This window comes from Paenibacillus qinlingensis (genome assembly GCF_031455095.1).
GTDB lineage: Bacteria > Bacillota > Bacilli > Paenibacillales > NBRC-103111 > Paenibacillus_E > Paenibacillus_E qinlingensis_A.
The window spans coordinates 304,248-328,959 of record NZ_JAVDSB010000002.1 but is presented as its reverse complement, the minus strand read 5'-3'; the positions used below and the strand labels follow the sequence as shown (position 1 = coordinate 328,959).

General features: G+C 42.1%; 28 protein-coding genes. 19 read left to right on the top strand and 9 right to left on the bottom strand.

Going from position 1 to position 24,712, the window contains the following annotated elements:
- Positions 1–83 precede the first annotated feature (83 nt).
- Positions 84–968 (bottom strand): AraC family transcriptional regulator, encoded by an 885-nt coding sequence (locus J2736_RS09385; RefSeq protein ID WP_310225769.1) that lies wholly within the window; start codon positions 966–968, stop codon positions 84–86.
- Positions 969–1,162: 194 nt separating this feature from the next.
- On the opposite strand from J2736_RS09385, the gene J2736_RS09380 reads away from it, so the two are divergent.
- Both J2736_RS09380 and J2736_RS09375 read left to right on the top strand, forming a co-directional pair.
- Positions 1,163–1,501 carry a hypothetical protein gene (locus tag J2736_RS09380; RefSeq protein ID WP_310225768.1) on the top strand — a complete coding sequence of 113 codons (339 nt, stop codon included), beginning with the start codon at positions 1,163–1,165 and terminating at the stop codon, positions 1,499–1,501.
- A gap of 32 nt (positions 1,502–1,533) precedes the next feature.
- Positions 1,534–2,706 (top strand): MFS transporter, encoded by a 1,173-nt coding sequence (locus tag J2736_RS09375; RefSeq protein ID WP_310225767.1) that lies wholly within the window; start codon positions 1,534–1,536, stop codon positions 2,704–2,706.
- A 73-nt stretch (positions 2,707–2,779) separates the two neighbouring features.
- Here J2736_RS09375 and J2736_RS09370 read toward each other — a convergent pair whose 3' ends face one another.
- Entirely contained in the window at positions 2,780–4,795 is a 2,016-nt protein-coding gene (locus J2736_RS09370) for an alpha-amylase family protein (RefSeq protein ID WP_310225766.1), read from the bottom strand.
- Positions 4,796–4,954: 159 nt separating this feature from the next.
- Entirely contained in the window at positions 4,955–6,043 is a 1,089-nt protein-coding gene (locus tag J2736_RS09365; protein ID WP_310225765.1) for a Gfo/Idh/MocA family protein, read from the bottom strand.
- A gap of 237 nt (positions 6,044–6,280) precedes the next feature.
- Between J2736_RS09365 and J2736_RS09360 the strand changes: the two genes are divergently transcribed.
- The 10 genes from J2736_RS09360 to J2736_RS09315 all read left to right on the top strand — a co-directional run bounded on the left by J2736_RS09360 (position 6,281) and on the right by J2736_RS09315 (position 15,478).
- The gene (locus J2736_RS09360) at positions 6,281–6,976 is read left to right on the top strand and encodes a DUF421 domain-containing protein (RefSeq protein WP_310225764.1); all 696 of its coding nucleotides are present in this window, start codon (positions 6,281–6,283) and stop codon (positions 6,974–6,976) included.
- Between the two features lie 40 nt (positions 6,977–7,016).
- Positions 7,017–7,589: a DJ-1/PfpI family protein gene (locus J2736_RS09355; protein ID WP_310225763.1), complete on the top strand. Its 573-nt coding sequence runs from the start codon at positions 7,017–7,019 to the stop codon at positions 7,587–7,589.
- Between the two features lie 148 nt (positions 7,590–7,737).
- A complete protein-coding gene (locus J2736_RS09350; RefSeq protein WP_310225762.1) occupies positions 7,738–8,499 on the top strand; it encodes a sugar phosphate nucleotidyltransferase in 762 nt (253 codons plus the stop codon).
- Positions 8,500–8,524: 25 nt separating this feature from the next.
- Complete coding sequence (locus tag J2736_RS09345) at positions 8,525–9,517, top strand: GDP-mannose 4,6-dehydratase (protein ID WP_310225761.1); 993 nt, start codon at positions 8,525–8,527, stop codon at positions 9,515–9,517.
- Between the two features lie 36 nt (positions 9,518–9,553).
- On the top strand, positions 9,554–10,633 hold the full coding sequence (gene rfbG / locus J2736_RS09340) for a CDP-glucose 4,6-dehydratase (protein WP_310225760.1): 1,080 nt from the start codon (positions 9,554–9,556) through the stop codon (positions 10,631–10,633).
- 36 nt (positions 10,634–10,669) lie between these two features.
- A complete protein-coding gene (locus J2736_RS09335) occupies positions 10,670–11,581 on the top strand; it encodes a glycosyltransferase (protein ID WP_310225759.1) in 912 nt (303 codons plus the stop codon).
- 31 nt (positions 11,582–11,612) lie between these two features.
- Positions 11,613–12,797: a glycosyltransferase family A protein gene (locus J2736_RS09330; protein WP_310225758.1), complete on the top strand. Its 1,185-nt coding sequence runs from the start codon at positions 11,613–11,615 to the stop codon at positions 12,795–12,797.
- Positions 12,798–12,831: 34 nt separating this feature from the next.
- Entirely contained in the window at positions 12,832–13,764 is a 933-nt protein-coding gene (locus J2736_RS09325; RefSeq protein ID WP_310225757.1) for a phosphotransferase, read from the top strand.
- 46 nt (positions 13,765–13,810) lie between these two features.
- Complete coding sequence (locus J2736_RS09320; protein ID WP_310225756.1) at positions 13,811–14,986, top strand: glycosyltransferase family 2 protein; 1,176 nt, start codon at positions 13,811–13,813, stop codon at positions 14,984–14,986.
- Between the two features lie 216 nt (positions 14,987–15,202).
- Positions 15,203–15,478, top strand: coding sequence for a hypothetical protein (locus J2736_RS09315; RefSeq protein WP_310225755.1), 276 nt, complete (start codon positions 15,203–15,205; stop codon positions 15,476–15,478).
- Between the two features lie 125 nt (positions 15,479–15,603).
- On the opposite strand, the gene J2736_RS09310 is transcribed toward J2736_RS09315, so the two are convergent.
- A complete protein-coding gene (locus J2736_RS09310) occupies positions 15,604–15,873 on the bottom strand; it encodes a hypothetical protein (protein WP_310225754.1) in 270 nt (89 codons plus the stop codon).
- Between the two features lie 183 nt (positions 15,874–16,056).
- On the opposite strand from J2736_RS09310, the gene J2736_RS09305 reads away from it, so the two are divergent.
- Together J2736_RS09305 and J2736_RS09300 are read left to right on the top strand one after the other, a co-directional pair.
- Positions 16,057–16,632 (top strand): TerD family protein, encoded by a 576-nt coding sequence (locus J2736_RS09305; protein ID WP_310225753.1) that lies wholly within the window; start codon positions 16,057–16,059, stop codon positions 16,630–16,632.
- A gap of 15 nt (positions 16,633–16,647) precedes the next feature.
- Positions 16,648–17,187 (top strand): SMI1/KNR4 family protein, encoded by a 540-nt coding sequence (locus J2736_RS09300; RefSeq protein WP_310225752.1) that lies wholly within the window; start codon positions 16,648–16,650, stop codon positions 17,185–17,187.
- Positions 17,188–17,271: 84 nt separating this feature from the next.
- Here J2736_RS09300 and J2736_RS09295 read toward each other — a convergent pair whose 3' ends face one another.
- Positions 17,272–18,369: a glycoside hydrolase family 105 protein gene (locus J2736_RS09295; RefSeq protein WP_397340444.1), complete on the bottom strand. Its 1,098-nt coding sequence runs from the start codon at positions 18,367–18,369 to the stop codon at positions 17,272–17,274.
- Between the two features lie 275 nt (positions 18,370–18,644).
- Positions 18,645–18,839, bottom strand: coding sequence for a hypothetical protein (locus J2736_RS09290; RefSeq protein WP_310225749.1), 195 nt, complete (start codon positions 18,837–18,839; stop codon positions 18,645–18,647).
- Positions 18,840–18,855: 16 nt separating this feature from the next.
- On the opposite strand from J2736_RS09290, the gene J2736_RS09285 reads away from it, so the two are divergent.
- Positions 18,856–19,128, top strand: a complete 273-nt coding sequence (locus J2736_RS09285; RefSeq protein WP_310225747.1) for a winged helix-turn-helix transcriptional regulator — start codon at positions 18,856–18,858, stop codon at positions 19,126–19,128.
- 144 nt (positions 19,129–19,272) lie between these two features.
- Here J2736_RS09285 and J2736_RS09280 read toward each other — a convergent pair whose 3' ends face one another.
- Complete coding sequence (locus J2736_RS09280; protein WP_310225745.1) at positions 19,273–19,503, bottom strand: cold-shock protein; 231 nt, start codon at positions 19,501–19,503, stop codon at positions 19,273–19,275.
- Positions 19,504–19,567: 64 nt separating this feature from the next.
- Positions 19,568–19,768, bottom strand: coding sequence for a cold-shock protein (locus tag J2736_RS09275; RefSeq protein WP_056625586.1), 201 nt, complete (start codon positions 19,766–19,768; stop codon positions 19,568–19,570).
- 319 nt (positions 19,769–20,087) lie between these two features.
- Here J2736_RS09275 and desA point away from each other — a divergent pair, with 319 nt between their 5' ends.
- The 3 genes from desA to J2736_RS09260 all read left to right on the top strand — a co-directional run bounded on the left by desA (position 20,088) and on the right by J2736_RS09260 (position 22,960).
- On the top strand, positions 20,088–21,158 hold the full coding sequence (gene desA, locus J2736_RS09270) for a Delta(5) desaturase DesA (protein ID WP_310225741.1): 1,071 nt from the start codon (positions 20,088–20,090) through the stop codon (positions 21,156–21,158).
- Between the two features lie 69 nt (positions 21,159–21,227).
- Complete coding sequence (locus tag J2736_RS09265; RefSeq protein ID WP_310225739.1) at positions 21,228–22,364, top strand: sensor histidine kinase; 1,137 nt, start codon at positions 21,228–21,230, stop codon at positions 22,362–22,364.
- The gene (locus J2736_RS09260) at positions 22,361–22,960 is read left to right on the top strand and encodes a response regulator transcription factor (RefSeq protein WP_310225737.1); all 600 of its coding nucleotides are present in this window, start codon (positions 22,361–22,363) and stop codon (positions 22,958–22,960) included. The genes J2736_RS09265 and J2736_RS09260 overlap by 4 nt, the downstream gene beginning before the upstream one ends.
- 75 nt (positions 22,961–23,035) lie before the next feature.
- Here the strand turns inward: J2736_RS09260 and J2736_RS09255 are convergent, their stop codons facing one another.
- Entirely contained in the window at positions 23,036–24,013 is a 978-nt protein-coding gene (locus J2736_RS09255) for a GntR family transcriptional regulator (RefSeq protein WP_310225735.1), read from the bottom strand.
- A 165-nt stretch (positions 24,014–24,178) separates the two neighbouring features.
- On the opposite strand from J2736_RS09255, the gene J2736_RS09250 reads away from it, so the two are divergent.
- Positions 24,179–24,703: an HPP family protein gene (locus J2736_RS09250; RefSeq protein WP_310225733.1), complete on the top strand. Its 525-nt coding sequence runs from the start codon at positions 24,179–24,181 to the stop codon at positions 24,701–24,703.
- Positions 24,704–24,712 lie beyond the last annotated feature (9 nt).

Sequence of the window (24,712 nt, the reverse complement as noted above, 5' to 3'; positions counted from 1 at the left end):
CAAATAAAGAGTCTATCTTTTAGTAGGTCAACTACTTGAGGATGGACTCTTTTATTGTGCCTAGTACCATGCGAAAAATCTAATTAATTTAACTGGCTTTTACGATACTGAATAGGTGTAAATCCCGTTATCTGTTTAAAAATCTTACAGAAGTAAGGGAAATTCGGTATGCCAACCAAAGAACCGATGTGTTCGATTGATTTTGATTCTGTTTTTAACAACCAGCAAGCTTGCCGTATTCTTCGTGCGATCACATATTCGGTAATGCTTCCCCCTGTTTCGGTCCGAAATAATCGAGAGACATGATTCGTAGAGAGATGCAGTGCTTTGGCTAATTCAATCAAGTCAAAAGGCTCCGTATAATGCTCTTCGACCCAATTCATTATCTTTTCAGCATGTCGTTCCGGACGAGCGACGCCTCCAAATCCTCCAATATGCAGCGAGATTAGATAATCTAAAATGTTGAGAATCAACATGGAAGCAGTCTCGTGATCTTCATCCTTTTCGTTCCACCCCGAAACCAAGTCATTGAATCGTTCAAGAACGCCTAACAGATAAGTCGAGTTGTGCTCCTCACGGAACACCTGATTGGACAATTGTCCTTTCCATATCTGATCCAAAAAACGAGACAGCACAGAAAAATGTTTTAAATAAGGAGCAACGATAGAGGGTTCAAAGGTTAAAACTGTTCGTATATACGGATGTTGAGGAGTAGCATCAAATTGAATACGGTGAAGCTGGAAGGGGTGTAGAATGAGGACGCACCCAGCCTCTAAGGTGTAAATCTTGCGATTGAGGGTCAGGGTTCCTGTTCCTTGATGGACATATAGGATCTCGATTCCTTTATGATAATGGTAAATAGTAGGGGGGCACTCTGTGGACACATCCTTGTATTTAAGTCGGATCCCCCGATTGTTGAGAACATGAAAGACTTGCGCACGTTCATCTATTTGATTCGTATGTTTCAACGATGTTCACCATCCAACCATCATTTTAAAATATCATTTGAGTGATATTTTGTGACTCAAGAATATAACTATTTTGGCCTAAAAATGAGCTATGATAGTACTGTCGATACCTTCTAATTATACGTTGTCGTCATGATTGGTGACAATGGTGCTTGCAGAGAATCTGGATCATAGACCTTCGGAGGTGGCATAGAATGACTTTCATTTTAGCGAATCTACAAGAGGACGAATACACCGAGTTATTGGTTGGAATCAAAGATGTTCTGAAAGAGTGCTATCAGATCTCAGAAGATGAGGCGTTGTTCGTTATACATGAAGGTAATGAAAAAGCGCAAGAATTGCTTAATGATTATTTTTCCTATATAGATGCCATCCGTGAAATCAATGGTGGAATTAGAAACACACTCGACAAGCATATGAATCTAGTGATTCAGGAAAAAGAGTTACCCACTAAAATGATCTATGAAGCAGCTGCGTGGCACGCGTTTGAATATGTAAGAAGTTATTATAAAAGAACGGCAAATTCCGTGTAACGGCATTTCCGATGGGGAAGGCGAAACACTCGATGGCAGGAAAATCAACGTATGTCTACATGTCCGTCTATTACTCGCTGGTATTTATGGCACTAGGCGCCTTCAGTAACTATATTCCGATCTATTACAATGACATTCAGCTTGATCATTTCCAGATAGGTTTGCTCTCGACAGCAGCAGCGGTTACCGCGATGATTGCTCAGCCACGCTGGGGATTGGCCGCCGACCGAGCCGCATCGAAAAATCATTTGCTGCTTATTGCCCTGTTGCTGACCTCCATCCTCGTCTGGACGCTGCCGGCTGCAGGTAATCGATTCTGGCTGCTATTTGCATGCACCGTTGTGTTAGGCGCTGTCCAATGCGTGATCAACCCGCTTGGCGACACGATTACGCTAGAGATCTCACGCAAGTCGGGATTTAATTTTTCTCGCATCCGTACAGCAGGGTCCGTCGGTTATGCCTTGATGGCGATTATTGCTGGCTGGCTGCTGGACCGTAACCTGAATTATATGTTCCCTTTATTCTCTGGGCTCGTGTTCCTCGCCTTCGTGCTGGCGTGGGGCATCCCTAAGGTGGAAGGGCATCAGAATAAGTCGAAGGTGGAACTGAAACAGCTATTCACCAGCAGAAAGCTTGTTGTTATTTACTTATACACGTTGCTGGTCAACTGTACGCTGGGCTTTTTTACGACATTTCAAGCTGTTTACAGTAAAGAGCAGGGAATGAGCACGGCGCTGATCGGCATTGGGGTCAGTATAGGTTCAATCAGCCAGTTTCCGTTCATGCTGTTTTTTCAACCCCTTTATCGAAGGTTCGGGATTTTTAAAATATTGCTCTGCTCCGGGATTATCCTTGCCGTGCGGTGGTTACTATTCAGCGGCGCTCTAAGCCCAGCCGTCTATCTCGCGACCTGGGTGTTACACGGCGGAACGTTCATGCTGTTTTACTTATGTCTTGCCGAATACGTGAGTACCCATGTGCCCAAAGAGTTGAAAGCAAGCGGCCAAATGATGAATTCCTTGACGATGAACGCCATCAGTCGTACATTGGGTTCGCTGCTAGGCGGACTGTACGCCGGCTGGTTCGGCATCCGTTCAGGGTTTGCAGTTAGCTCCTTCATCTGCGTGGCTGCAGTAGTGTTGTTTTGGTATTACTACAAGCCAAATGATAAGGAACAGATGGAAATGGAAGGGTCTGCTCACTAAACTATAGGCCAATACGAATAGAGCATGCTGGCTACGATTAGCAGCATGCTCTATTGTGTTCGCCCCATTTACGTCATCCAACTACGCCATACAAGTCTACGCCGTCCAAATTAATCGAAACTCGGACTACTGTGTCGGTCACGCGCTCGACAACCAATTCGCGTGCTTCCGCTCTAAGCTCGGGACTGCGGACAAAAGCGCTCGTCCATGGTGTGCATCCGGTTCCGTAGAAGTCTATCTCGTAGCACAGCCGGTTATTCGTGCTGAGCGAGCGGAAGTCCTTCAGCACGATCGCATGGTTGTGCTCATCTTTGAACTGCGGATCGGGGATTGCTTCGAGCGAGCGGTTCATTAGATGTAGCACCGGGCCGTCGTCATGCAAGCGCAAGCGCAACGCCCAGCAGGTGTCGCCGGCGGTTTGCCGGATGCGCGGCAAGAACGAGCCGCTCGCGATGAGCTGCTGCAACGCCGCCGTCGCACCGGCCTCGCCTGCGGTGTCCAGCAGGCGCAGACTTGAAAAGGGCGAGGCAAGCAGCGCGTCCGACAGTGGTTGAGCGCGCAGGAAGCCGCGCTCGTCGTGCGTGCCGAACGGCAGGCTCAGCCACACCTCACCGCCTTCGGCGAGTAACCCCGTCACCGCTGAGAATTGAGCGTCGGAGACGCAGCCCACCGCGTCAAGCACGAGCGGGGTGTGATCCTGCCGAAGCGCGGCCGAATCTGCCAGCTCATCGGTCCGCAGAATGCGGTAGCCGATGTTCCGCTCAATGAAGGCGCTGGACCAGCGCAGCACGCTGTCCCAGTGCTCGCGGCCATTCACATCGCGCCAACCGTTGTCACGGCAGTAGCGGTTGCTAACGAGGCGTACCTCCACGACGTCTCGTCCCATTTGACCGTCCAGATCGCTATAGATCTTCTCCCAGTTGTTGAGCGGTCCGATGATCGCGTGGATTTCTTTCATCCCAGATGGATCTTCTAGTAGTCGGCCAGGCAGCGTGCTGCTCCAGTTCACGACGCCCCAGAATCGGCTCAGACCCCAGCCCAAGTAGCCGCCTCTCTCATAAATCGTGTAGCTGAGTGCGATTGCTGGGGCGTTGCCCATGTGGGCGGCGATGTCTTTTTGCTGCAGCGCCTCGGCATCGGTGCGAACCCACTGCACGCTGCCAGTGCCAATGCCGCAGTTTTCCAACATAACTAAGTCGAGGTGGGGCGCCATTTTCTCCAGATTGAGCGAGGCGGCATTGAGAATAATCGGACCTGTACTGGAGCAGCAGGTCGTGAGCGGCTTGTCTTGAAAGTAACCCTTGATCATCTTCACATGATCGGCGATGATGTCTGTTCGCAATCTGACCCAGTCGCGAAATGTCGGGTTGTCATAGTTGCCCCATGTGAGGGGAGTGCCGGTCGTGTTGCCCCAGAATGACTTGTCCTCGAAGTCGGGCAATACGTGCCCGTATTCCCGCATGAACCGCTCGCGGCAATATGTGCACGCACACGTTGAGAACCAACCGTAGTCCGTCATGTCGTCAATCTGTGCGCCATCGAGATCCACCTCACGGAGCAGCCGCTCCAAGTAGTTTTCGTGCATTTCCAGGTAATAAGGGTTGTTATGGCAGAACAACTCCGCTTGATAGGAAGGGCTGTAACCACGACTTCCGTCGCGCACATCAACCTGGCATAAATCATTGAACCGGTAACCGGCATATCCAGCGTACTTGGCAGCGATTGGATCATGATGGAGCAGGACGTGATGTCTTTGTGCAGCGTGCAGCTTCAAGAATTCCTCCTTATCCCGGGGCCGTTCCATCAGGTTGCAGGAGTAGTGGTCGAGAAACTTGATGTCGTATTTGTGCAATTCCTCGCAGACGTTGTTCAGATAACCGTGCAGTTGGCTAAAATAGTTAGAAAAATCGAAGCGGATATGGAAGCCGAAATTCAGTGCCGTGTCGATCCCAGCTTCGGCAAAGCCTTCTGCGCGGCGTTTGATTTTGTCCTTAATCGACTTTTGGGGCCATTGGATGTCTTCCAGCGTGTTCCACCAGCTTGCGGCGCGACGGGGTTTGAAATAAAGGTATGGCGCTCTTGGTTCCATAAATCCTCCTCAAATATAGAAGTGACAGGTATGGCGCAGGAGTTGAATTGCATGATACAAACATATTCACATGAATGTGAATATATAACGCTTCACTAGGCTAACGGAGGGAGGGGATATAATTGAAATAATGGCACCCGAATGGGGTGCCATTACTATTTATTCGTTATCAGCCCATGGTTGTCGAACAGACGCTACGGTCTCCCCGGTTCTAATAGCCTGCTCAATCAGCATGCCGATATAGTGATCCTGTGAAGCTTCCGGAAGACCATAGAATCCCGGCCCGCCTTCGGCATAGACCGCCATTTTTTTCAAACAGTCTGCAATCGCAATTTCATCGTCATATAGTCTGGCAGGCATATAAGGGTTTTCGTATACCCAACGGTCACCTGCCATAATTCCTTTAAGGAAATAGCCTTCCGCGTTCTCATACTCACCTTTATTGATGCGCTTTAATTCCATTTGAATCTGAGTGCAAGAAGGATCTTGGATACTAATTCGATTATCAAATATTTCCCCACGTTCCCCCCTAATACTTAGGTGATTTGAACGGGTCCATGAACGATGTTGATCCTTGGTGAAATCATAAATCCCCAGTTTTCCACCAAAATCCAACCAAGCAATATCTCGCTCAGATTTAATTAATTTATCTTCAGTAGGCGGACCACTTCGGTTCGGCCCGGCGACCCAATCGGATTCAAATCGCATTCCCTTGATTCTGACTTCTTCAAAGCGCACACCTAACATTTTCCGTATTAAGCTTACTGCATGATAGTACTGAGATATGGATACAGTCACTTGATTAACATTGCCTAACTGTCCTGACATAATAATCTGATGTCGGGCTTCTTGTATCGGATGGAATTGATATTGTTCTGCAACTTGAATTCGCGCGCCTTGTCGTGTAAGTTTGTCATGGATCTGAAGTAAACCTTCTAAATGAGGTGCAGGAGGTGTCTCTGTGAGTACGGGGATTCCCCGTTCCGCTAACTCCAGCATATAATCGACGGCGGCCGACGCATTAATAGATAGTACAACAAAGTCCGGTTGTTCATTTAGCAGGAGCTGATCCATTGTTCGATAAGTTCTCACTCGCCATAAGTCTTCCATTTCCTTGCCTTTCAATTCGTCACGAATGACCATCCCGCTCACGCAAAATTGTTCTGGAAGAGCCTGCGCAATTCTTAGAAAATACTGTGCGCGAAAGCCTCCACCGCCTATAATGCTAAATGTTATTGGTTTCCCCATCCCTAACACCGCCTTCTTCCGTTGTAGCTTCGTTTTATCAGATATAAATTTCATAGTCAAGTTCTATGATCAGTATATCTTGATTGATATTTTTATTCAGCGTTATTCTGACATCTAAGATATGACTTATCGGAATGGGCAGGGTAGTTCCAATATGTGGTATTATTTATTATATAATCAGGTAATTTGATAAAATATGATTTCTACTGAAGGTATACTCCGAAGGGAAAGATGAAGGTGGATAGTAATCTCTACGTAAGTATCGGTGTCAAGCTTACAGTCGCTTTAATAGGTCTTTTGATTATGACCAGACTGCTGGGGAAAAAAGAGATATCCCAATTGACCGCTTTTGATTTCGTTTCCTCTTTAATGCTCAGCGAACTGGTCGGCAATACGATTTATGATAATGAAATTCATCTTAGCCATCTGCTTTTTGCTCTGATTATTTGGACGATTTTAGCGCTGGGATTGGAAAAGTTTATTGCCCGATTCCCCAGACTGTCCCGCTATGCTGCGGGAACGCCTGATCTGATTATCCGGAACGGCGTCGTTGATTTCAAGGCGATGAAGCGCAACAATCTCGATTTCGCCCAATTGGGCATGCTGCTTAGGGAAAATAATGTTTTCTCGCTGCGCGAAGTGGCCTATGCCTTGTTCGAGACGAACGGCAGCATCAGCGTGCTGCGCCAGAAGGATCCGGAAATGTTCAGCGGCAATGCAAAAGACCAACAGGGCAGCGTCAGCCTTCCCGCTTACATCATTGAAAACGGCAGTATTAATGAAGATACGTTGAAACGCCTCGGGCGAGACAGGACTTGGGTGGAGCAGTTGTTGCAGCTAAGCGGAATTACACATCATGAGCGCGTGCTTTTTGCGGAATGGTCAGATGCGAGTGGTCTGTATTATCAGCTTAAGGAAGTAAGAAATGAGTAGTCCGATAATGAGTTAATCTATTACGATTGAGGTGTAATAAATGGGGAAGATCATTTGTTTTATATCAGAAGATTTTGCTGATTTTGAGATTACCTTAGCATGCCATAAGATTAAAAATGTTGGCAACAAAGAAGTCGTATCCATGGGATACAATCTGGCGTCTGTCATTAGTGAATCTGGTCTGTTTTATAAACCGAATGTGACCGTATCTGAGGCCTTGGAACTGGAGGATATAGAGGGACTTATTATCCCCGGCGGACCGATTCGGGATCAACAGAAGGAGTTGACCGAACTCATCATAAAACTGGATCGCGAGAAAAAGATGCTAGCAGCCATATGTAATGGCCCTCAATATTTAGGTAGAGCTGGTATTCTACTTGCAAGACATTTTACGACTTCATGCTCAGTTGATAGAATCAAGCAATTACATGTCATAGACCCATTTCCACGTGATACCTATGTAGATAAACGTGTGGTTAGAGACGGTCATGTCATTACTGCCGCTGGTCGCGCATTTGTTGATTTCTCTTTTGAAATATTTGATTACCTTGGTGTCTATCAAGATCAGTATGAGGAAAGTGAGCAATTATATAAGGATATCATGAATAGATGATCGTTCTTCAATTGAAGATGATAGCAACGATGTGAAAAGGAAACCGGATAGCCCGGTTTTCTTTTTTTGGGTTATAGGTATAAGCCGTTATCAAGGAGGAACTGACCGAATAAGATGGAAAAATCAAAATGTAAATGGGGGGAAGCGGATGAAAGTAGTGATCCTCTGCGGCGGAAAGGGAACGAGGATGAGCGAGCTGACAAATGAAGTCCCCAAACCTTTGGCCAAAGTAGGAGATAAACCCTTGCTGTGGCATATCATGAAACGTTACAACCAATATGGTTTCGATGAATTTATTCTCCTGCTAGGCTATAAGGGAGAAATGATCAAAGAATACTTTATGAACTATAACTGGAAGAATCATAGTTTTACGTTAGATACATCTAGTGGCAGCATTCAGTTGCTGCAAGAGCCAGAAAATTGGAAAATTACATTTCTTGATACCGGATTAGAGACGATGACGGGCGGAAGAATCAAGATAGCAGAGAAACATCTAGGAACCGAAACATTTATGCTAACCTATGCGGACGGATTAGCAGATATCAATCTATTGAATCTACTAAATTTTCATAAAAATACGGGGGCTATTGCAACCGTAACAGGAGTTAATAGAATTAGCCAATTCGGTACGTTAACGGTTAAAAACGGGTTAGCGGAATCCTTTCATGAAAAAACACAGAGCGAAGGGATCATTAACGGTGGTTTTTTTGTATTAGAACCTAAAGTTTTCGATTACGTGTCAGATAGCCCCCTTTGCGTATTTGAAGAAGAGTCCTTGAAAAATTTGGCACTAGATCGTGAATTGGCCGTGTATCTGCATGAGGGATTCTGGATGGCAGCAGATACCTATAAAAACGTGCTAGAGCTGAATGAGATGTGGAAACAAGGAAAGAATCTCTGGGCAAAGTAAGTGATAATGAATGATGATGAGTCATATGAAACCATTTTGGAAGGATCGAAATGTGTTTATTACAGGATGTACAGGCTTTCTGGGCAGACATTTAATAAAAGAATTGATAAAGTCAGGTGCCCATATTACAGGGCTTGTACGGGGGAATGTGCAGGACTCTGTTACGTCTACGTTTCAAGAGGAGCTTTTTTCTAAAATCAACCTTGTTCACGGATCATTAAAGGATCTCTCGATAATCCAGGAAGCTCTGGAAAACAATCGTATCGACACCGTTTTTCATGTAGCAGCACAATCCATCGCAGGGACAGCCAACCGGAATCCCATTCAAACGTTTGAGACCAATATACAAGGCACTTGGAATGTGTTGGAGTCTTGCAGGCAGCATCCAGTTAAAAGAATCATTATTGCATCCAGTGAAAAATCCTATGGTGAGCACGCAAGTCTTCCATTGGATGAAAGCTTCCCCCTTCAAGGAAGACATCCTTATGACGTTTCAAAAAGCTGTGGGGATTTAATCACTCAAGCCTATTTTTACACGTACCAATTACCTGTTTGTATTGCCCGATTTGGAAATGTCTTTGGGGGCGGGGATTTAAACTTCAATCGCATTATTCCTCATACCATAAGCTCTGTCATTCATCATGTATCGCCCGTTATTAGGAGCGACGGCACGTTGGTTCGTGACTACTTATATGTCGAGGATGCTGTACATGCCATGATGCGATTAGCAGAAAAGATGGAGGAATCAGGGATTACTGGAGAAGCATTTAACTTTAGTAATGAAAATCCGTTCAGTGTCTCGCATGTCGTCACCTCAATACTGAATGGCATGGATAGCGATTTGCAGCCAATCGTTCTGAATGTAGCTTCCAATGAAACACAGAGGCAATATTTATCTGCCCAAAAAGCAAGAGAACTATTAGGCTGGCAACCCATCTTTGATTGGGATACAGGTTTAGTAAGAACGATCGACTGGTATAAAAAATACTTCACTAACTTAGGGGACTTATCCGAGTGAATATGACATGTGGAGGAATAAAGAAGGTGCTCATTGATGAATAAAGAGTTTTGGAAAGGAAAAAAGGTGCTTGTTACTGGTCATACAGGGTTTAAAGGTTCCTGGTTATGTTTGTTGCTTTCATCCCTAGGTGCCACTGTAACTGGATACAGTTTAAGACCTCCTACTTCTCCCAGTTTATTTGAATTAGGCCAGATTGAACGACTTGTCCCTACCCGATATGCCGATATTCGGGATCTCAACTCGTTACAAGCGACCATTTTAGAAGAAAAGCCTGACATTATTATTCATATGGCCGCACAGCCGCTAGTTAGAGCCTCGTACTTAAACCCTGTTGAAACCTTTGAAATTAATATCATGGGAACCGTTAACCTACTAGAAGCCGTCCGCAATGCCGTCCATCAAGGCATTTCTATTAAAGCAGTAATCAATGTAACGACGGACAAATGCTATGAGAATAAGGAGTGGCTATGGGGTTACCGTGAAAATGATGCGCTTGGCGGATATGATCCCTATTCTAATAGTAAAGCCTGTTCGGAATTAGTAACAGATGCTTACCGCAAATCATTTTTTCCTATCAAGAATTATGAATCTCACGGAGTGGCAATTGCAACTGGAAGGGCGGGTAACGTCATTGGCGGCGGTGATTGGGCAGCTGATCGCTTAATCCCGGATTGTCTTAGAACCTTATCAGAGGGTGCGACAATAAAAATTCGAAGTCCTTATGCCATTCGGCCCTGGCAGCATGTACTGGATCCGCTAAGTGGGTACCTGTTATTGGCGGAAAAATTAGTTGAAGATGGCACACGGTATAGCGAAGGTTGGAACTTTGGACCAGATGACGACGGGGGAAAAACAGTAGAGTGGGTTGTGAAACATCTGTGTGCCAAGTGGGGTAATGGCGCTGCTTATGAAGTGGAAAATGGCCATCATCTGCACGAAGCCCATTATTTAAAGCTGGATTGTTCAAAAGCAAAATTCAAATTAGGCTGGCATCCTAAATGGTGTGTCGAAACCGCCATAGTCAAAGTTATGGAATGGTCACAAGTCTATCAATCTAATGGTGATTTGATGGCAATTTGCATGAAGCAGATTGACGAGTATCAAAACAAATAAATGGATGTGTAAATAAAGTCGAAATGAGGTGGTTCCATGGACAATGTATATTGTTCCATTTTATCTAAGGGGAGGGTATACCAGTTCCTAGCCCTGCTTGGTTCGATGAAAAAGGTGTCTAAAGAGGATTTTGAACTATTTGTACTTTGTGTTGACGACGAGGTATATGAGTTATTAAGAAAAATAAACATGAAAGAACTTCATGTAGTTCATGATAAAGCACTGGGGGACGATGTTTTAGCAATCAAGAAAACAAGAAAGATCCATGAATACTGTTGGACGTTAAAACCTATTTTTTTAGAGCATCTTATGATGACACATCCTTCAGCTACTAGATTAACTTATCTGGATTGTGATTTATATTTTTGGAACGACCCTTCAATCATCTTCGAAAATCAACCAGACTGCTCGGTCCTCTTGTCTCCGGAAGAAAAATACAACCCCTCATGGAGTGACAGTTTTACACGCTATATGCAAAAAGTAACCGGGTATTATAACTCTGGCTATATAAGTTTTAAAAAAGATGAAATGGGTTTAGCTTGTTTGGCGTGGTGGAAAGAGAAATGTATGGAACGATGCGAAATTAAACCGACTGAAGGTTTTTTCGGTGATCAAAAATATCTAGATCAAGTTCCAAAATTATTTCCCAGTAGTTGTGATATCACAACCCCCGGCGTCAATATCGGGATATGGAATGATTTGAAATTCCAATTCACTGAAGATGAAGATTCGGTTTATGTCAATGAACATAGGTTAATTTTTTATCATTTTTGTGGTTTAAGAATGGTAAATAAAAATAAAATCGAGTTACTATTTAACCAAAAACATATTCCATTCATCTTTGAGTTTTATCAACAGAAGCTCCGGGAAGCAATTGTTTTGACAGAACAAATCGACTCGTCTTTCAGCGGATATGCATCGGAAGAAGATTTGAAACGATACTGGTAGCCCCATCCCCACGAAGTAAAGAAGGTGAAAAATGAAAGCAAGTCTGATTATCCCGTCTTATAACGCCAAGCATCGGTTATATCTAAATCTAGTCTCCTTGTCGTACCAAGATTACCCACTGCAGGATTTTGAAGTCGTTGTGGTCGACAATGGATCGACAGATGATACGGCTGACATGCTGTCCAAGTTTGAAGCGAACTTCCCCCTTATAACCGTACGAATCGAGCAGAATAAGGGAATTGCCCATGGAAGGAACCAAGGTATATTAAAGGCTGTTGGAGATATTCTGATTTTTCATGATAGTGATATGATCGCATCCCAAGATTATGTTAGAAAGCATATCGAGGCACATCGGATAACAAACAAGGTGGTTTGTGGATTATGTTGGCGAAGAATTTACAGCTATTATTATAAAAGTTTTAAATCTTTTCACCAGCAGCTATTCAAAAAGTTAAACAACACATATCCTGAGATTCAACGTGTAAACGATCAGATCTATCAACTCATTACGGAGAAACAGATCAAAGACGGCTCGTTTATGAACTATTCGTTCGATTTTGATAACCTTTTGCTCTTTTCCTATCTAAAAGATACCGTTCAAACCTATGGGGAGAATTTAAGGGGTTACCATTTTCCATGGAGATATTTCCTAACCAATAACGCATCCGTTGAACGTAAAAGAGTTGTGGAACTGGGGTTATTTGATGAAAATAATCCGAATTGGGGATTTGAAGACTTTGACTTAGGCTATAGGCTCTACAAATCCGGAAGTGAATTTACAGTCAAACACGATATCGTTAGTGCCCATCAAGAACATGAGCGAAATTATACGACTAAAGAAATTAAATTAAGTACGGACTATTGGTTTGAGAAGTATAACGACATTCATAGTATAGATATGCTATTAAGCTTATTATTTGATATTTCAGCCATTTTCCCCCCTATGCAACCGATTATCGACCCGAGTCATTTAAACGAGTTAATGGAAGAAATAAACGAAATGCAGAAACCAGCGGACTATCAAGATCATTTGGAACTTTTTCGGGAAATGCTGCAGCATGCAAAAAATACCTACTTGAACCATAGGGAGCTTGAGCTCACGCCAATCCATTCGGATGCATGTTATGACATGGTAAATGAGCTTAATGAGAAATATGGCATGATTCGTTTTTCTGAAGCTTTATCTACCTTACATCAATATATTTTAAAGACGTAAAATGGAGGGTTTTAAAAAGCGAAGGGGGCTCTATATGGATTATCCATTCCATGATCTCCAATCGATCTGCAGGGAATATGATATTGGAGACTTCATCTCCGCTGAAGGTAAACTTGGCGGATATGTCAATACGAATATAAAGATCAGAACGAAAAAAGGCTTTTTTGTCATCAGAATCTATCGCGAAAAGTTTGACCCCGAGCGTATTCACTATGCACACGAGATTGTTTCCATTTTACGTTCATTCAATCTACCGGCATTATTGCCTTTAAAAAATAAACTTGGCAGCTATTTCTCTACCTATAATGACTACTTTATAGAAGTGACACCATTCATAGATGCCCATCATTTTCAATGGCTTCCGAAGCAAGCCTATTTCAGCGGGAGCATGCTGCGAAACATGCACCAAACACTTTTGACTACTCATAAAGATCCTCCAACAAGAGAGTCTATCTATCATTTTTACAATTGGCATGTTTTGGATGACGCGCCTAAATTGCAGTTACTGTACAACTGGACGCCCCAACATATGGCCCAAATCTATCACATCAATAATTTGATCCAGAAACATATCCAGCATCTAGAAAGCTTCCCCGAAAATTTACCAACAACGATTCTACATGGGGATTGGAACCCAGGTAATCAACTTTATCAAGCAAGCGGAGAAGTGTGCTGTATATTAGACTTCGATTCGATTCAGCGAGGGGAATGTGTCTTCGATGTGGCCTACGCCCTTTACTTTTTCTTATTAAAAGATAAAGGTAAGTTTTTGGTGAAGCCTTTTATTCAAGGTTATGGAGGATTATCTGAACAAGAGCAAAGCGTACTCCCTAGTATGATTGCTAAACTTGGATTATTTTTTGGGAGTTTTATTAATAAAGGAGATCTTGCGTTTACCAAGCAACAGAAATTAGTTGAATGGGTACTCTCCCCCGAAGGGGTAAAAGTGTTGCAAGAACGTGGTTAGTGCTTGACTTACACGTTCACGCTAAAATAAGTGAGGTGTAACCTTTGTGAAGGGAACCATTATTATTCCGTCCTACAACGCCTGTGAGCGTCTTTATTATAATCTACTATCCTTAAATCTACAGGACTATCCACATGACCAATTTGAAGTCATCGTGATCGATAATGGTTCTGCTGACAATACGGCGAGAATGCTATCCGAATTTCAAGCGAGTTTCCGCCTTGAAGTTGTTCGAATAGATGAGAATAAAGGAATTGCGCATGGAAGAAATCAGGGTATTTCGAAGGCGGCAGGAGACATCCTCATTTTTCATGACAGTGATATGATCGCTGAGAGAAGTTTTGTAAGAAAACATATCGAAGCACATATAAATGAGAATACGGTCGTGTGCGGGAAGACTTGGAAGGAGATTTTCACCTATTATTATAAAAATTTTGAGGATTTCAGAATCCCTGAATTTAATAAAGTGAAAGATCAATTTGATTTCCCATCCGATGATTTAGAACTTGATGTACGCCCTTTGATACCAAGAGAAAAAATTATCGATGGTAGTTTCATGAACTATAGCTTTAGAAAAGACACGCCTTTTATCCATTCTTTAGAAAAAGTCATTCAAGAATTTGGTTCAGACTTAAAAGGATATCATCTACCTTGGCGGTTTTTTATCACCAATAATTCATCCGTATCAAGAAGTAAAGTAGTCGAAGTCGGACGATTTGATGAAAAGATCGTGAATTGGGGTTTTGAAGACTATGATCTTGGGATTCGGCTATATAAGGCAGGATGTCATTTTAAACTTCTGGATATTATTAATGTCCATCAGGCACATCCAAGAAATTACGCAAGAGGGGAAGCTCTTAAAAGCTTCGATTATATTTGTCATAAATATAATGATATTTCACATATTGATATTGTTCTCGCTTGCATCACGACATTTTTGCGAGGTTCTCTATCTATGGATGAAAAAGAGTTAAACGATATCGTGGAAGATCTGTATAAGCTTCAAAAGATGGATAAATACAATAGACTATTGCGTTATTTTTTAGAACTCCTCCATATTAAAAAGGGAACTATTCTGAATAAGGTGAAGAATCAAGTAAGAAATACGTCGATTGTGAGCATGTTGGATAGTGAATTGGAGTTGCAGTTAAATGAATTAGTAGGGAAAAATGGAACCTCACATTTTGCAGATGCTCTTTTAGACCTGCAAAGGAGCATATAGGGATTTCGTGAAACTTGCTAATCAGGTGCCGCCGCATCGCTATCGACATGTATGCGTACAGACGAAACAACGAAAGAGATCCGCGTGTAGCGCGGTTTTTTTGTTTTGTGGTGTAATATTTAAAAATTGTAAAAATATTCCTTTACATTTGTGTATTTTCAGATATATTAAGTAATGGAAATTATTCACAGAGATACTTAAGGGGGATTTTTTAAAATGTCGATGGAAACAACAAACTATGGGCTAGATCAAAGAGAAAATGTGATGACGGTGAAGAATTGGCTCATTACTAGCTTAATTCTGATGATCCCAATCGTAAATATCGTCATGTTATTTGTTTGGGCATTTGGTGACAATGCGAACAAAAATAAAGCTAATTACGCCAAAGCAAGTTTATTGCTGATGCTTATTGTAATTGCCTTCTATGCGATTATTGCAATTATTTTCTTTTCCATATTCGCAGATGCACTGAGCAACAATACAACTTTTTAAGTATAGCTACATAACATATCACAAAACAAAATGTCCGCATTATCGATTCCTCTCAGTCAGAGGTTTTGATATCGCGGACATTTTGTTTTTGTAAAGAGTCTCCCTTGCAGTGAGCAACGATGAGCCTAGTTTAAGACGATAGAACCTTCAGGTAATACAGTGTTCTTATCGACTGCAATAATACCTATCCCTCCAGGGATATAAACGGCTACTGTATCTTCATCAATTAAATAACGGCCAGGAATATAAATACCATGGATAAGGGTGTGAACACTGCCATTCATATAAGTGTAGTCTGGCGCATCTACCGTTTCAGTTGCAGCGCTAATTACGCTAGGAACCATTATACTCGAACATGCAACAAGCAACATCAGTTTTGTTTTTAGAAAACTCATACTAACCACTCTCCTATGTTTTATTTTAACGCTATAAATCATATGTAAACACTTTAAGTCAATTAGAAACATTTAACAGTAATTTAACTTTGAACGTTATTTCTTTTTTGGAACTATTTGAGAATAAGGTCGTATGTATCATGCGGGGAAAAATAATTCATTACAAAGCGAGGTAATTATACAATGGCAATTAATCTATCTAAAGGTCAGAAAGTAGATCTTACAAAAACAAATCCTGGACTTGCTAAAATCTTTGTCGGTCTTGGTTGGGACACGAATAAATACGATGGCGGTGGCGCTTTCGATCTTGATTCTTCTGTATTTTGCACAAACGCTGCAGGTAAAGTGGATAACGAAAAAAACTTTGTTTTTTATAACAACAAGGAAAATGAAAATGGATCTGTTGTACATAATGGTGACAATCGTACAGGTGCTGGCGATGGTGATGACGAGCAAATTAAAGTTGATTTATCCAAGGTTCCTGCTAGTATCGAGAAAATTGCTTTTGCTATTACGATTCATGAAGCTGCTGAGCGTAATCAAAACTTCGGTCAAGTTTCAAATGCTTATGTTCGTATTGTTAACGAAACAGATGGCCAAGAACTCATCCGTTTTGACCTAGGTGAAGATTTCTCCATTGAAACTGCTGTTGTCGTAGGGGAGTTATATAGAAATGCGGGTGAGTGGAAGTTCTCAGCTGTAGGCAGTGGATATAGAGATGGTCTTGGTGGTTTAGCGAAAGATTATGGTTTAGCTTAGGCTGCTGACGTCTATATGAAACAAATAGTTTACAAGACATTAATGGGATTGAAAGAGCATATCGAAAAATCACCAACAATGTATGTCCATCGCGGATCGGGGCACTTACAGCCATGTTCCTTTTCCTTTTATAAACCAACATCAGAGATACACATGATGAATTTTGTTAAGGAAACAGGGTACTATTTGCCGGAGAGTTACAAAGATTTTCTAATGATTAATGATGGTGCACTCTTGTTTAAAGATATCTCTGAAAAAGCTAATGGTGCTTGGCATATTTTTGGCTTAGAGGACATTATTGATTTTATCGATAAAAAAGAAGTTCCTGAGAATATGTATGTGATTGCCAAGTATCATTCAATTCTTATCTATGTTAATTCATCTAGAGTAAAAGAAGGAAGAGAGGATTATATGTTTGTTGGATCAACGTATGTTCCCGATGCAGAAGATATTGTTCTAAACTTCGAATTATGGTTTGAACGTCTCGTAGTATCGCAAGGCTCTTTCTTCTGGGATTGGAATATAGTAAACGCACTTAACTTCAAAAGTGAATAATTAGAACACAACAAAAATCCGCAACCAATCTGGTTAGCGGATTTATTGTTTGTATTTATCGTATCTGAGGCAGACACATTTGACTTATTCTTTTCTCAAAAAGGCTTCAATTTCTAGGCAAGCCAAAACAAAGGGTGCAAAACCTTTCGGATCGTCGCGTCGGATCGGTTCGCTAATGTAATAGGCATAAGATCCATCGCGGTACGGCGTATTGCCTAATCCTGCTACGCTGCAAATGCCGTTCAGATGCAAGGATTCGTCAGCGTCGCGCTCTACAAATTGTATTAGGCTTCCTTCGTAAGCTTTACGAGCCGCTTCAATGGCCCATTTTTCAAGATATCCTTTATTTGCGCCCTTGGCCAGTGCATAAGTAAACATCGTGGTGCTGGAAGCCTCCAAATAGTTCCCTTCCTCACCGGCACGATCCATGACTTGCCACCACAAACCACTCTCAGCGTCTTGCACCTTGACAATTGCCTTTGCCAAACGGTGGAAAATACCGATAATTTGCCCGCGCTGCGAATGATCAAGCGGCAAGAAATCAAGTACATCAACAATCGCCATAACGTACCAGCCAATAGCACGTCCCCAGAAATGTTCGGAACAGCCAGTTACTTTATTGGCCCAACGCTCCTCTCGGCTCTCATCCCATCCGTGGTACAGTAATCCGGTTTGCGGATCGCGAACGACACGCTCCATTAACAGAATTTCATTGGCGATATCATCAAACCATTCATGTTCATTGAACACGTGTGCATATTGAGCCAAAAAAGGAGACGTCATATACACACCATCTAACCACATTTGGAACGGATATATTTTTTTGTGCCACAAACCGCCTTCTTTGGTGCGGGGATGGCCCTTCAATTGCGCCACCAATAACTCAATGGCCTTACGGTACTTGGGTTCGCCGGTTTTCTCGAGCAGCAGGAACAACGTTTTCCCCTGGTTAATCATATCGACGTTATATTCATTCAAATTGTAAGTCGTAATGGAACCGTCATCTTGAATAAACAAATCCATGTTATCTTTGATGTACGTAAAGTAGCGTTCTTCACCCGTTGCATGATACATCCGTTCAAAAGCCGTTAAAATGCAACCGTTTTCGTAATTCCAGCATCGACTCTTTTGAAATGGCATGTCAGATACGAGTGGATATTGCAGCATGAAAGATTCGGACATCGACGTAGACCAAAGATTGTTCAAAATTTGTGCCCCCCTGATAAGTAGAAAACCTATTTACTCAACATGATGCAACAAGTTTTGTCTCTAGTCAATTCTATTTTGTTTTCCAAAATTTCAGAGAAAAATATGAATTGTTTTTGAGGGAAATGAGAATATATGAAGAGAAATTATTATATCTTGCGACAAATACATAGTTTACGAAATCTGATGTTTTTGTAGATGGCTCAGCTGTTTTTTCCCTATGGAGAAACTTATGAAGGCAGATATAAGTGCTACACGACAATAAAACTGGCCATCCAAGGATTATAGAGGACGGTGGAATTGGCACTTATCATTGCTCCGCCTGCCCCAGCACCTGTCGCTAATCCTAAATGAATGATTGATGTATTTAGACTTAGCACGAGACTGGAAGAGTGGGGAGCTTGTTGAATGAAATACGTTTGAGTTGCTGGTCCTCTTGGAGCCAAGTGGGCGTTTCTTGTATTGAACGAATTGCTTCGCGGGCCACAGCGATTTAATCAGCTGCAAAGGAATGTAGCTATTATTAAAACACAGTCCCTTACGGATACACTTCGCCATTTAGAACATAATGGTCTTGTCCTGCGCCAAGTCTTTCCGACAGTACCTGTAACGGTGGAATATTCATTAACAGAAAAGGGATGCGATTTCCAAACTGCGCTGAACGAGATGAATAAATGGGTTGAAAAGTGGGGGAAGCCACAGCAAGTAAATAGGAAACCCAGCATTTCTTCTTAAAAGAGTTTCCTTGTTCTACTCGCGTGTAACTGAATCTAAATGGTTTTATGGCGTTCACTCTATGGGGTGAACGCCTATTTGATGTTGTTTCGTGTTCACAATGATCAAAGAAATCAACAACAGCCCATATATGCCATTAATTGACTAGGAGATCAATCTACCTTTATGAAGAGACTTCATATTCTTATTGGAGTTAGAAATGATAGGGAGCATCTTTAAGCTGCTAATCATGGGAGAAAGGCATTGGTGGCAAGTTGGTACGTATTCAAAGGAGAAATTGTCCCGAATCCAACCCTTACAATCTTCATTATTACATGCCCAGACTTTTGTGTTTTCTTGAATGAGATCCTCAACCGATTTTCTTCGAAAATACATAGTTTGTTCCTCCTTCTAATAAAAAAACTGCCCTTAACTCGTGTTAAGGGCAGTTCGTTGTGATTTACAGTTTTACAACATTTTCAGCTTGAGGACCGCGGTTGCCTTGAGCAACATTGAATTCTACGCGTTGTCCTTCGTCCAATGATTTGAAGCCATCTCCTTGAATTGCGGAGAAATGAACGAATACGTCATTTCCGCCTTCCATTTCAATAAATCCAAAACCTTTCTCTGCGTTAAACCATTTCACTGTTCCTGTTTCCATAATATAATTACCTCCAAATTGTTATTAACATGCTTTTTTAAACAAAAAAAATCACACATTGAAAAAGGTACCATACACAAATGATCACTTTTTCAATATGTGAGTTTATGTCAAAGCCGTTTGTTCAACAATCATAGCACACACTTCTATGATAAGCAAATTTGTATTCGTTCTCTCTGTCCTATATGACAAATGTCATACCGACTACATGATGTTTATGACTGCAACGAATTGAAAGCGATATCTATAATGAAGATAGGAAACTACCACTGATAATCGCTAACAAGTCCTGCGCACCATATCGAGGAGGAACTATACGATGACACAATCGACGCTAACTAACTTGAAAAAACAGGTTGCCCCTTATGAAATATCAAATACGAGGGCTAGTATTAAACAGCTGATAAACACCTTAGGACCTCTAGTCCTACTCTGGTTAGCTGCGTATATAAGCCTATCTATTTCTTATTGGATCACATTACCAATTACGATCATCGCATCTGGATTCGTGATACGAACTTTTATCATTTTCCATGATTGTTGTCATCAATCGTTCTTCAAAAGCCGTAGAGCAAACGAAATTATCGGTACAATTACCGGTATCCTTACACTCTTTCCCTATCAGCAATGGAAGAATAGTCATTCCATCCATCATGCAACGAGCAGCAATCTCGAGAAACGTGGCGTAGGTGATATGTGGGTACTTACCGTCGATGAATATGCGGCTTCTTCCATATGGGTTCGAATTGCTTATCGTTTATACCGAAATCCATTTATTATGTTCGGACTGGGTCCTATCTTTTTGTTCCTAGTTACGAATCGTTTTAATACGAAAGGCGCAAGACGTAAGGAGAGAATCAGTACTTATTTGACCAACGTCTCTATCCTTGCTTTATATGGTGGACTGATCTGGCTCATTGGATGGCAGTCATTTGTTCTGGTACAAGCTCCAATCATGTTCGTAGCAGGCTTGTTGGGAATCTGGTTATTTTATGTGCAACATCAGTTTGAAGACTCCTACTTCGAGAATGAAGATGAGTGGAGTTATGTGAAAGCCGCGGTAGATGGAAGCTCCTATTATAAGTTGCCGAAGCTTTTGCAATGGATTACTGGCAACATTGGGTTTCATCATGTCCATCATTTGAGTCCAAAAGTGCCAAATTATAATTTGGAAAAAGCGCATAATGCAACGCCTCCACTTCAAAAAGCTACGACCATTACAATCGGCACCAGTTTGAAGTCGCTACGTTTCCGTCTATGGGATGAGCAAAACAAAACGTTTGTCGGTTATAAAAATAGGAAACAGGTACACCTTAAGGAAGACGAGCAAGATCTTTTGGGTAACAAAATAAAAGTAAAAGTCCATAACTCAAGTTTACAAGGGCAATAAATACATCGTTTCATGTTTGTGCTAAAATATAGGTAAATCTATGTTGAAGAAAAAGAGGCTAAGCGGACTATGCAAAAGTGGTATCAAATTTTTCACAAAAACACCGGTCTTAGTCCGTATGTGTGGGTAGTCTTTTATATCCTTCCTTTTTATTTCATATTTCGTTCTTCGACGACCTACCACATTGTATTAGGCACAATCATGATCATGGTTTTCTTTAGTTGCTATGTGCTGTCTTTTGTATCTAAAGGATGGATTGTGTACTTTTGGACTAGCGTACAAATTATTATTTCGATTATCATGGCTGTTGTATTCAGCTATGTGTACTTCTCTCTGTTTTTGGCATTTTTTATTGGCACCATGAAAAGTAAGGCAGGATTTATTACGTTGTACTGCATTCATCTAGTAACGACGATTGTCACGATTAACTATGGATTGGTATCACAAAATCCTGTGTATTTTGACCAATTGCCTTTTATCATTATTAGTGTGATTGCCGTTATTCTCATTCCAGTCACCACATTTAACCGAAATCGGAGTGAGCAGCTCCAGGGCCAACTTGAGGATGCCAATAAGCGGATTTCGGAGTTGGTAAAGCTAGAAGAGCGTCAAAGAATTGCCCGCGACCTACACGATACACTGGGTCAGAAGCTCTCGTTAATTGGTTTGAAGAGTGATTTGGCTGGGAAGTTAATTACCAAAAATCCGGCGCAAGCACAAATCGAAATCAATGATGTTCGCCAGACAGCTAGAATCGCGTTAAAGGAAGTCCGGGAAATCGTAACGCAAATGCGCGGAACGAGACTAGTGGAAGAGATTTTTCGAATCAAACAGATTTTGAAAGCTGCAGAGATCGACCTCGTTCTGGAGGGAGATCCGAAGTTAACAAACACGTCGCTGATCAATGAGAATGTGCTGAGCATGTGTTTGAAGGAATCCGTTACGAATATTATCAAACATAGCTCTGCAACGACGTGTTCGATCTCCATTGAGCCGTCGCCTAGCGACCTCATTATTAAGGTTGGGGATAATGGGATTGGCATGACGAAAGAATGCCTTGTGTTACTTGGTAATGGATTACGGGGCATGAAAGAGCGACTTGAGTTTGTAAACGGTTGTATGGAAATCGTCTCAGACAATGGAACCATTATTGTTATCAAAGTACCGAATGCCATCATACCACCAGAAAGGGAGGTGCAGCTATGATTCGAATTGTGATTGCCGAAGATCAACGGATGCTACTCGGTGCACTTGCATCCTTACTGGATTTGGAAGAGGATATGCAGGTCGTTGGTAAAGCAAGCAATGGCGAGGATGCTGTGAAACTGGTTAAACTGCATAAGCCAGATATTTGTGTCATGGATATCGAGATGCCTATTATGAACGGTTTAGATGCGGCGGAGGAACTGAAGGGACTGGGTTGCAAAGTCATTATATTGACCACGTTTGCTCGTTACGGGTATTTTGAAAGGGCCGTGAAGGCTGGGGCCAACGGATATTTGCTGAAAGATAGCCCAAGCGAGGAACTGGCAACTTCGATTCGGAGTGTGATGGCAGGCAGACGCATCTACGCCTCAGAACTGGTAGATGAGACTTACAAGGAAGAAAATCCTTTGACCGAGAGGGAAAAGGAAGTGCTGAACCTGATCGCCGATGGCAAAACTACAAAGGAAATCGCGGATCATATGTTCATAACAAGAGGTACTGTTCGCAACTACATCTCCGTTATTCTCGATAAGCTCAATGTCAGTAACCGAATTGAGGCTATTATGCGTTTTAAAGAGAAGGGATGGTTCAAATGACAGGCTTCCAGGTAAAAAGGATCCCCATAGACTGGACACTTTTCAGAGGTGTTCCGTCTAGGGGATCTTTTTGAATTATCGCTTCACTTGAGAAGCGATTTCATGCAATAAGTTCTCGCTGCTTTTTTCCAACCTCATAGGGTATAGCTCTGTTTTTTCAGGCAGTAATTTACTCAGTTCTGGAAATACGGCGGCAGAGGCATAAATTTTGTCCGAGTTCTGAAATGTCTCTGCCAGACGTTCGGTTTCACTCATCCCTACACTCTCACAATGAAGCTGAGTAATCCCCGCTTCCTGAATCCGGTTGGCCATCCATTCTCCCCCTACTTTTCCCAAACAAACAAAGGTAACATGGGTTCCTTGCTGCAGTTTAGCGATCTCAAGCAGAAGAGATGTTTCGATTGTTGCTCCGATCACGATAACCTTAGAGTCGAAGCGGGCAAAACGTTCTTTAACTTCCTCAGCGTGATTCAAAGTTGTAATGATAACATCAAAACGCATGGCCGCTTCTCGAACAGAATCATCATCTAAGGAGTTATCCTCGAGAAATAAAGTCTCGACTTCACAGTCAGTAGCTTGTTCGATCTGCTGGCGATAAAAAGGATAATCATGACCTCGGCATTCGACTAGTAGAATTCGCGGCTTATCAGTTTGGTAAGGAGGGTGCAGTAACGAGTAGGCAAGACCAGCCGTGAAAAAGGATTGTAAATCGAATCCCAATGAAGCGGCTTCGCTAATCGTCTCATTCAAAAGCTGCTGCATAGGTTTCCGCTCTTCCAAGAGTTGTTTAATCTCGCATCCACTGCTGACCTGCGTACCGCGTCCTTTCTGTATCGTAACGAGCCCCTCATCACGCAGTTGGTTATATACCCAATTGACTGTATTTCGATTAAGCCCGAGCTCATCCGCTAATTGACTTGCTGTAGGCAGCATATCACCGCTTTTCATTTGTCCAATTCCGATGAGCCATTTTATTTGTTCTTTGATTTGTGTATTTACGTTAAAGGTCAATTGGGGATTAACTTGAAGGATATAGGTTTTCTCTTCTTCCACTACAAACAACCTCTTTTCATAGTTAGCTAGTTAAATTATAAAGGTATTTCATTCGAAATCCAAGAAAATGTACGAATTCATAAAAAAATATAGCGGTTGACACATCACTAAAAATGTCATATAACTAGTTAACTAGTACTTTGACTTTTGGGGTGAAGTTGAAAAATGAATAACAATGAAAACCTAGGATTTTGGCAGAAGATGAGAAGTAAAAATAGAAGTCCGTTAAAAATCGTTCCAAGGCATGTGTTAATCGGTTCGTTAGGCGGATTTACGGCTATAGCACTTTTAGCCTTATTGTCGGAACTAACCTCGAGCGTATGGATGATGGCTCCCTTTGGTGCAACCTGCGTTTTGGCTTTCGGACTTTGGGATGCCCCATTGTCGCAGCCGCGCAATATTATCGGAGGACATGTGATTTCAACTTCAATAGGGTTACTTTGTTTGCATCTCTTTGGTCATGGCACTTGGGTTATGGCAGTTGCTGTGGGTCTGGCGATTGGTTTGATGATGTTGAGCAAAACAACACATCCACCTGCAGGTGCAGATCCATTGGTAGTTATTCTAAGCGGCAGCAGTTGGTCTTTTTTGATTACGCCCGTTCTGTTAGGATCAGTTGTTATTGTCATTGTAGCTTTACTAATTAATAATCTAGACAAAAAACGCAGGTATCCATCATTTTGGTTTTAATTTGGTGAG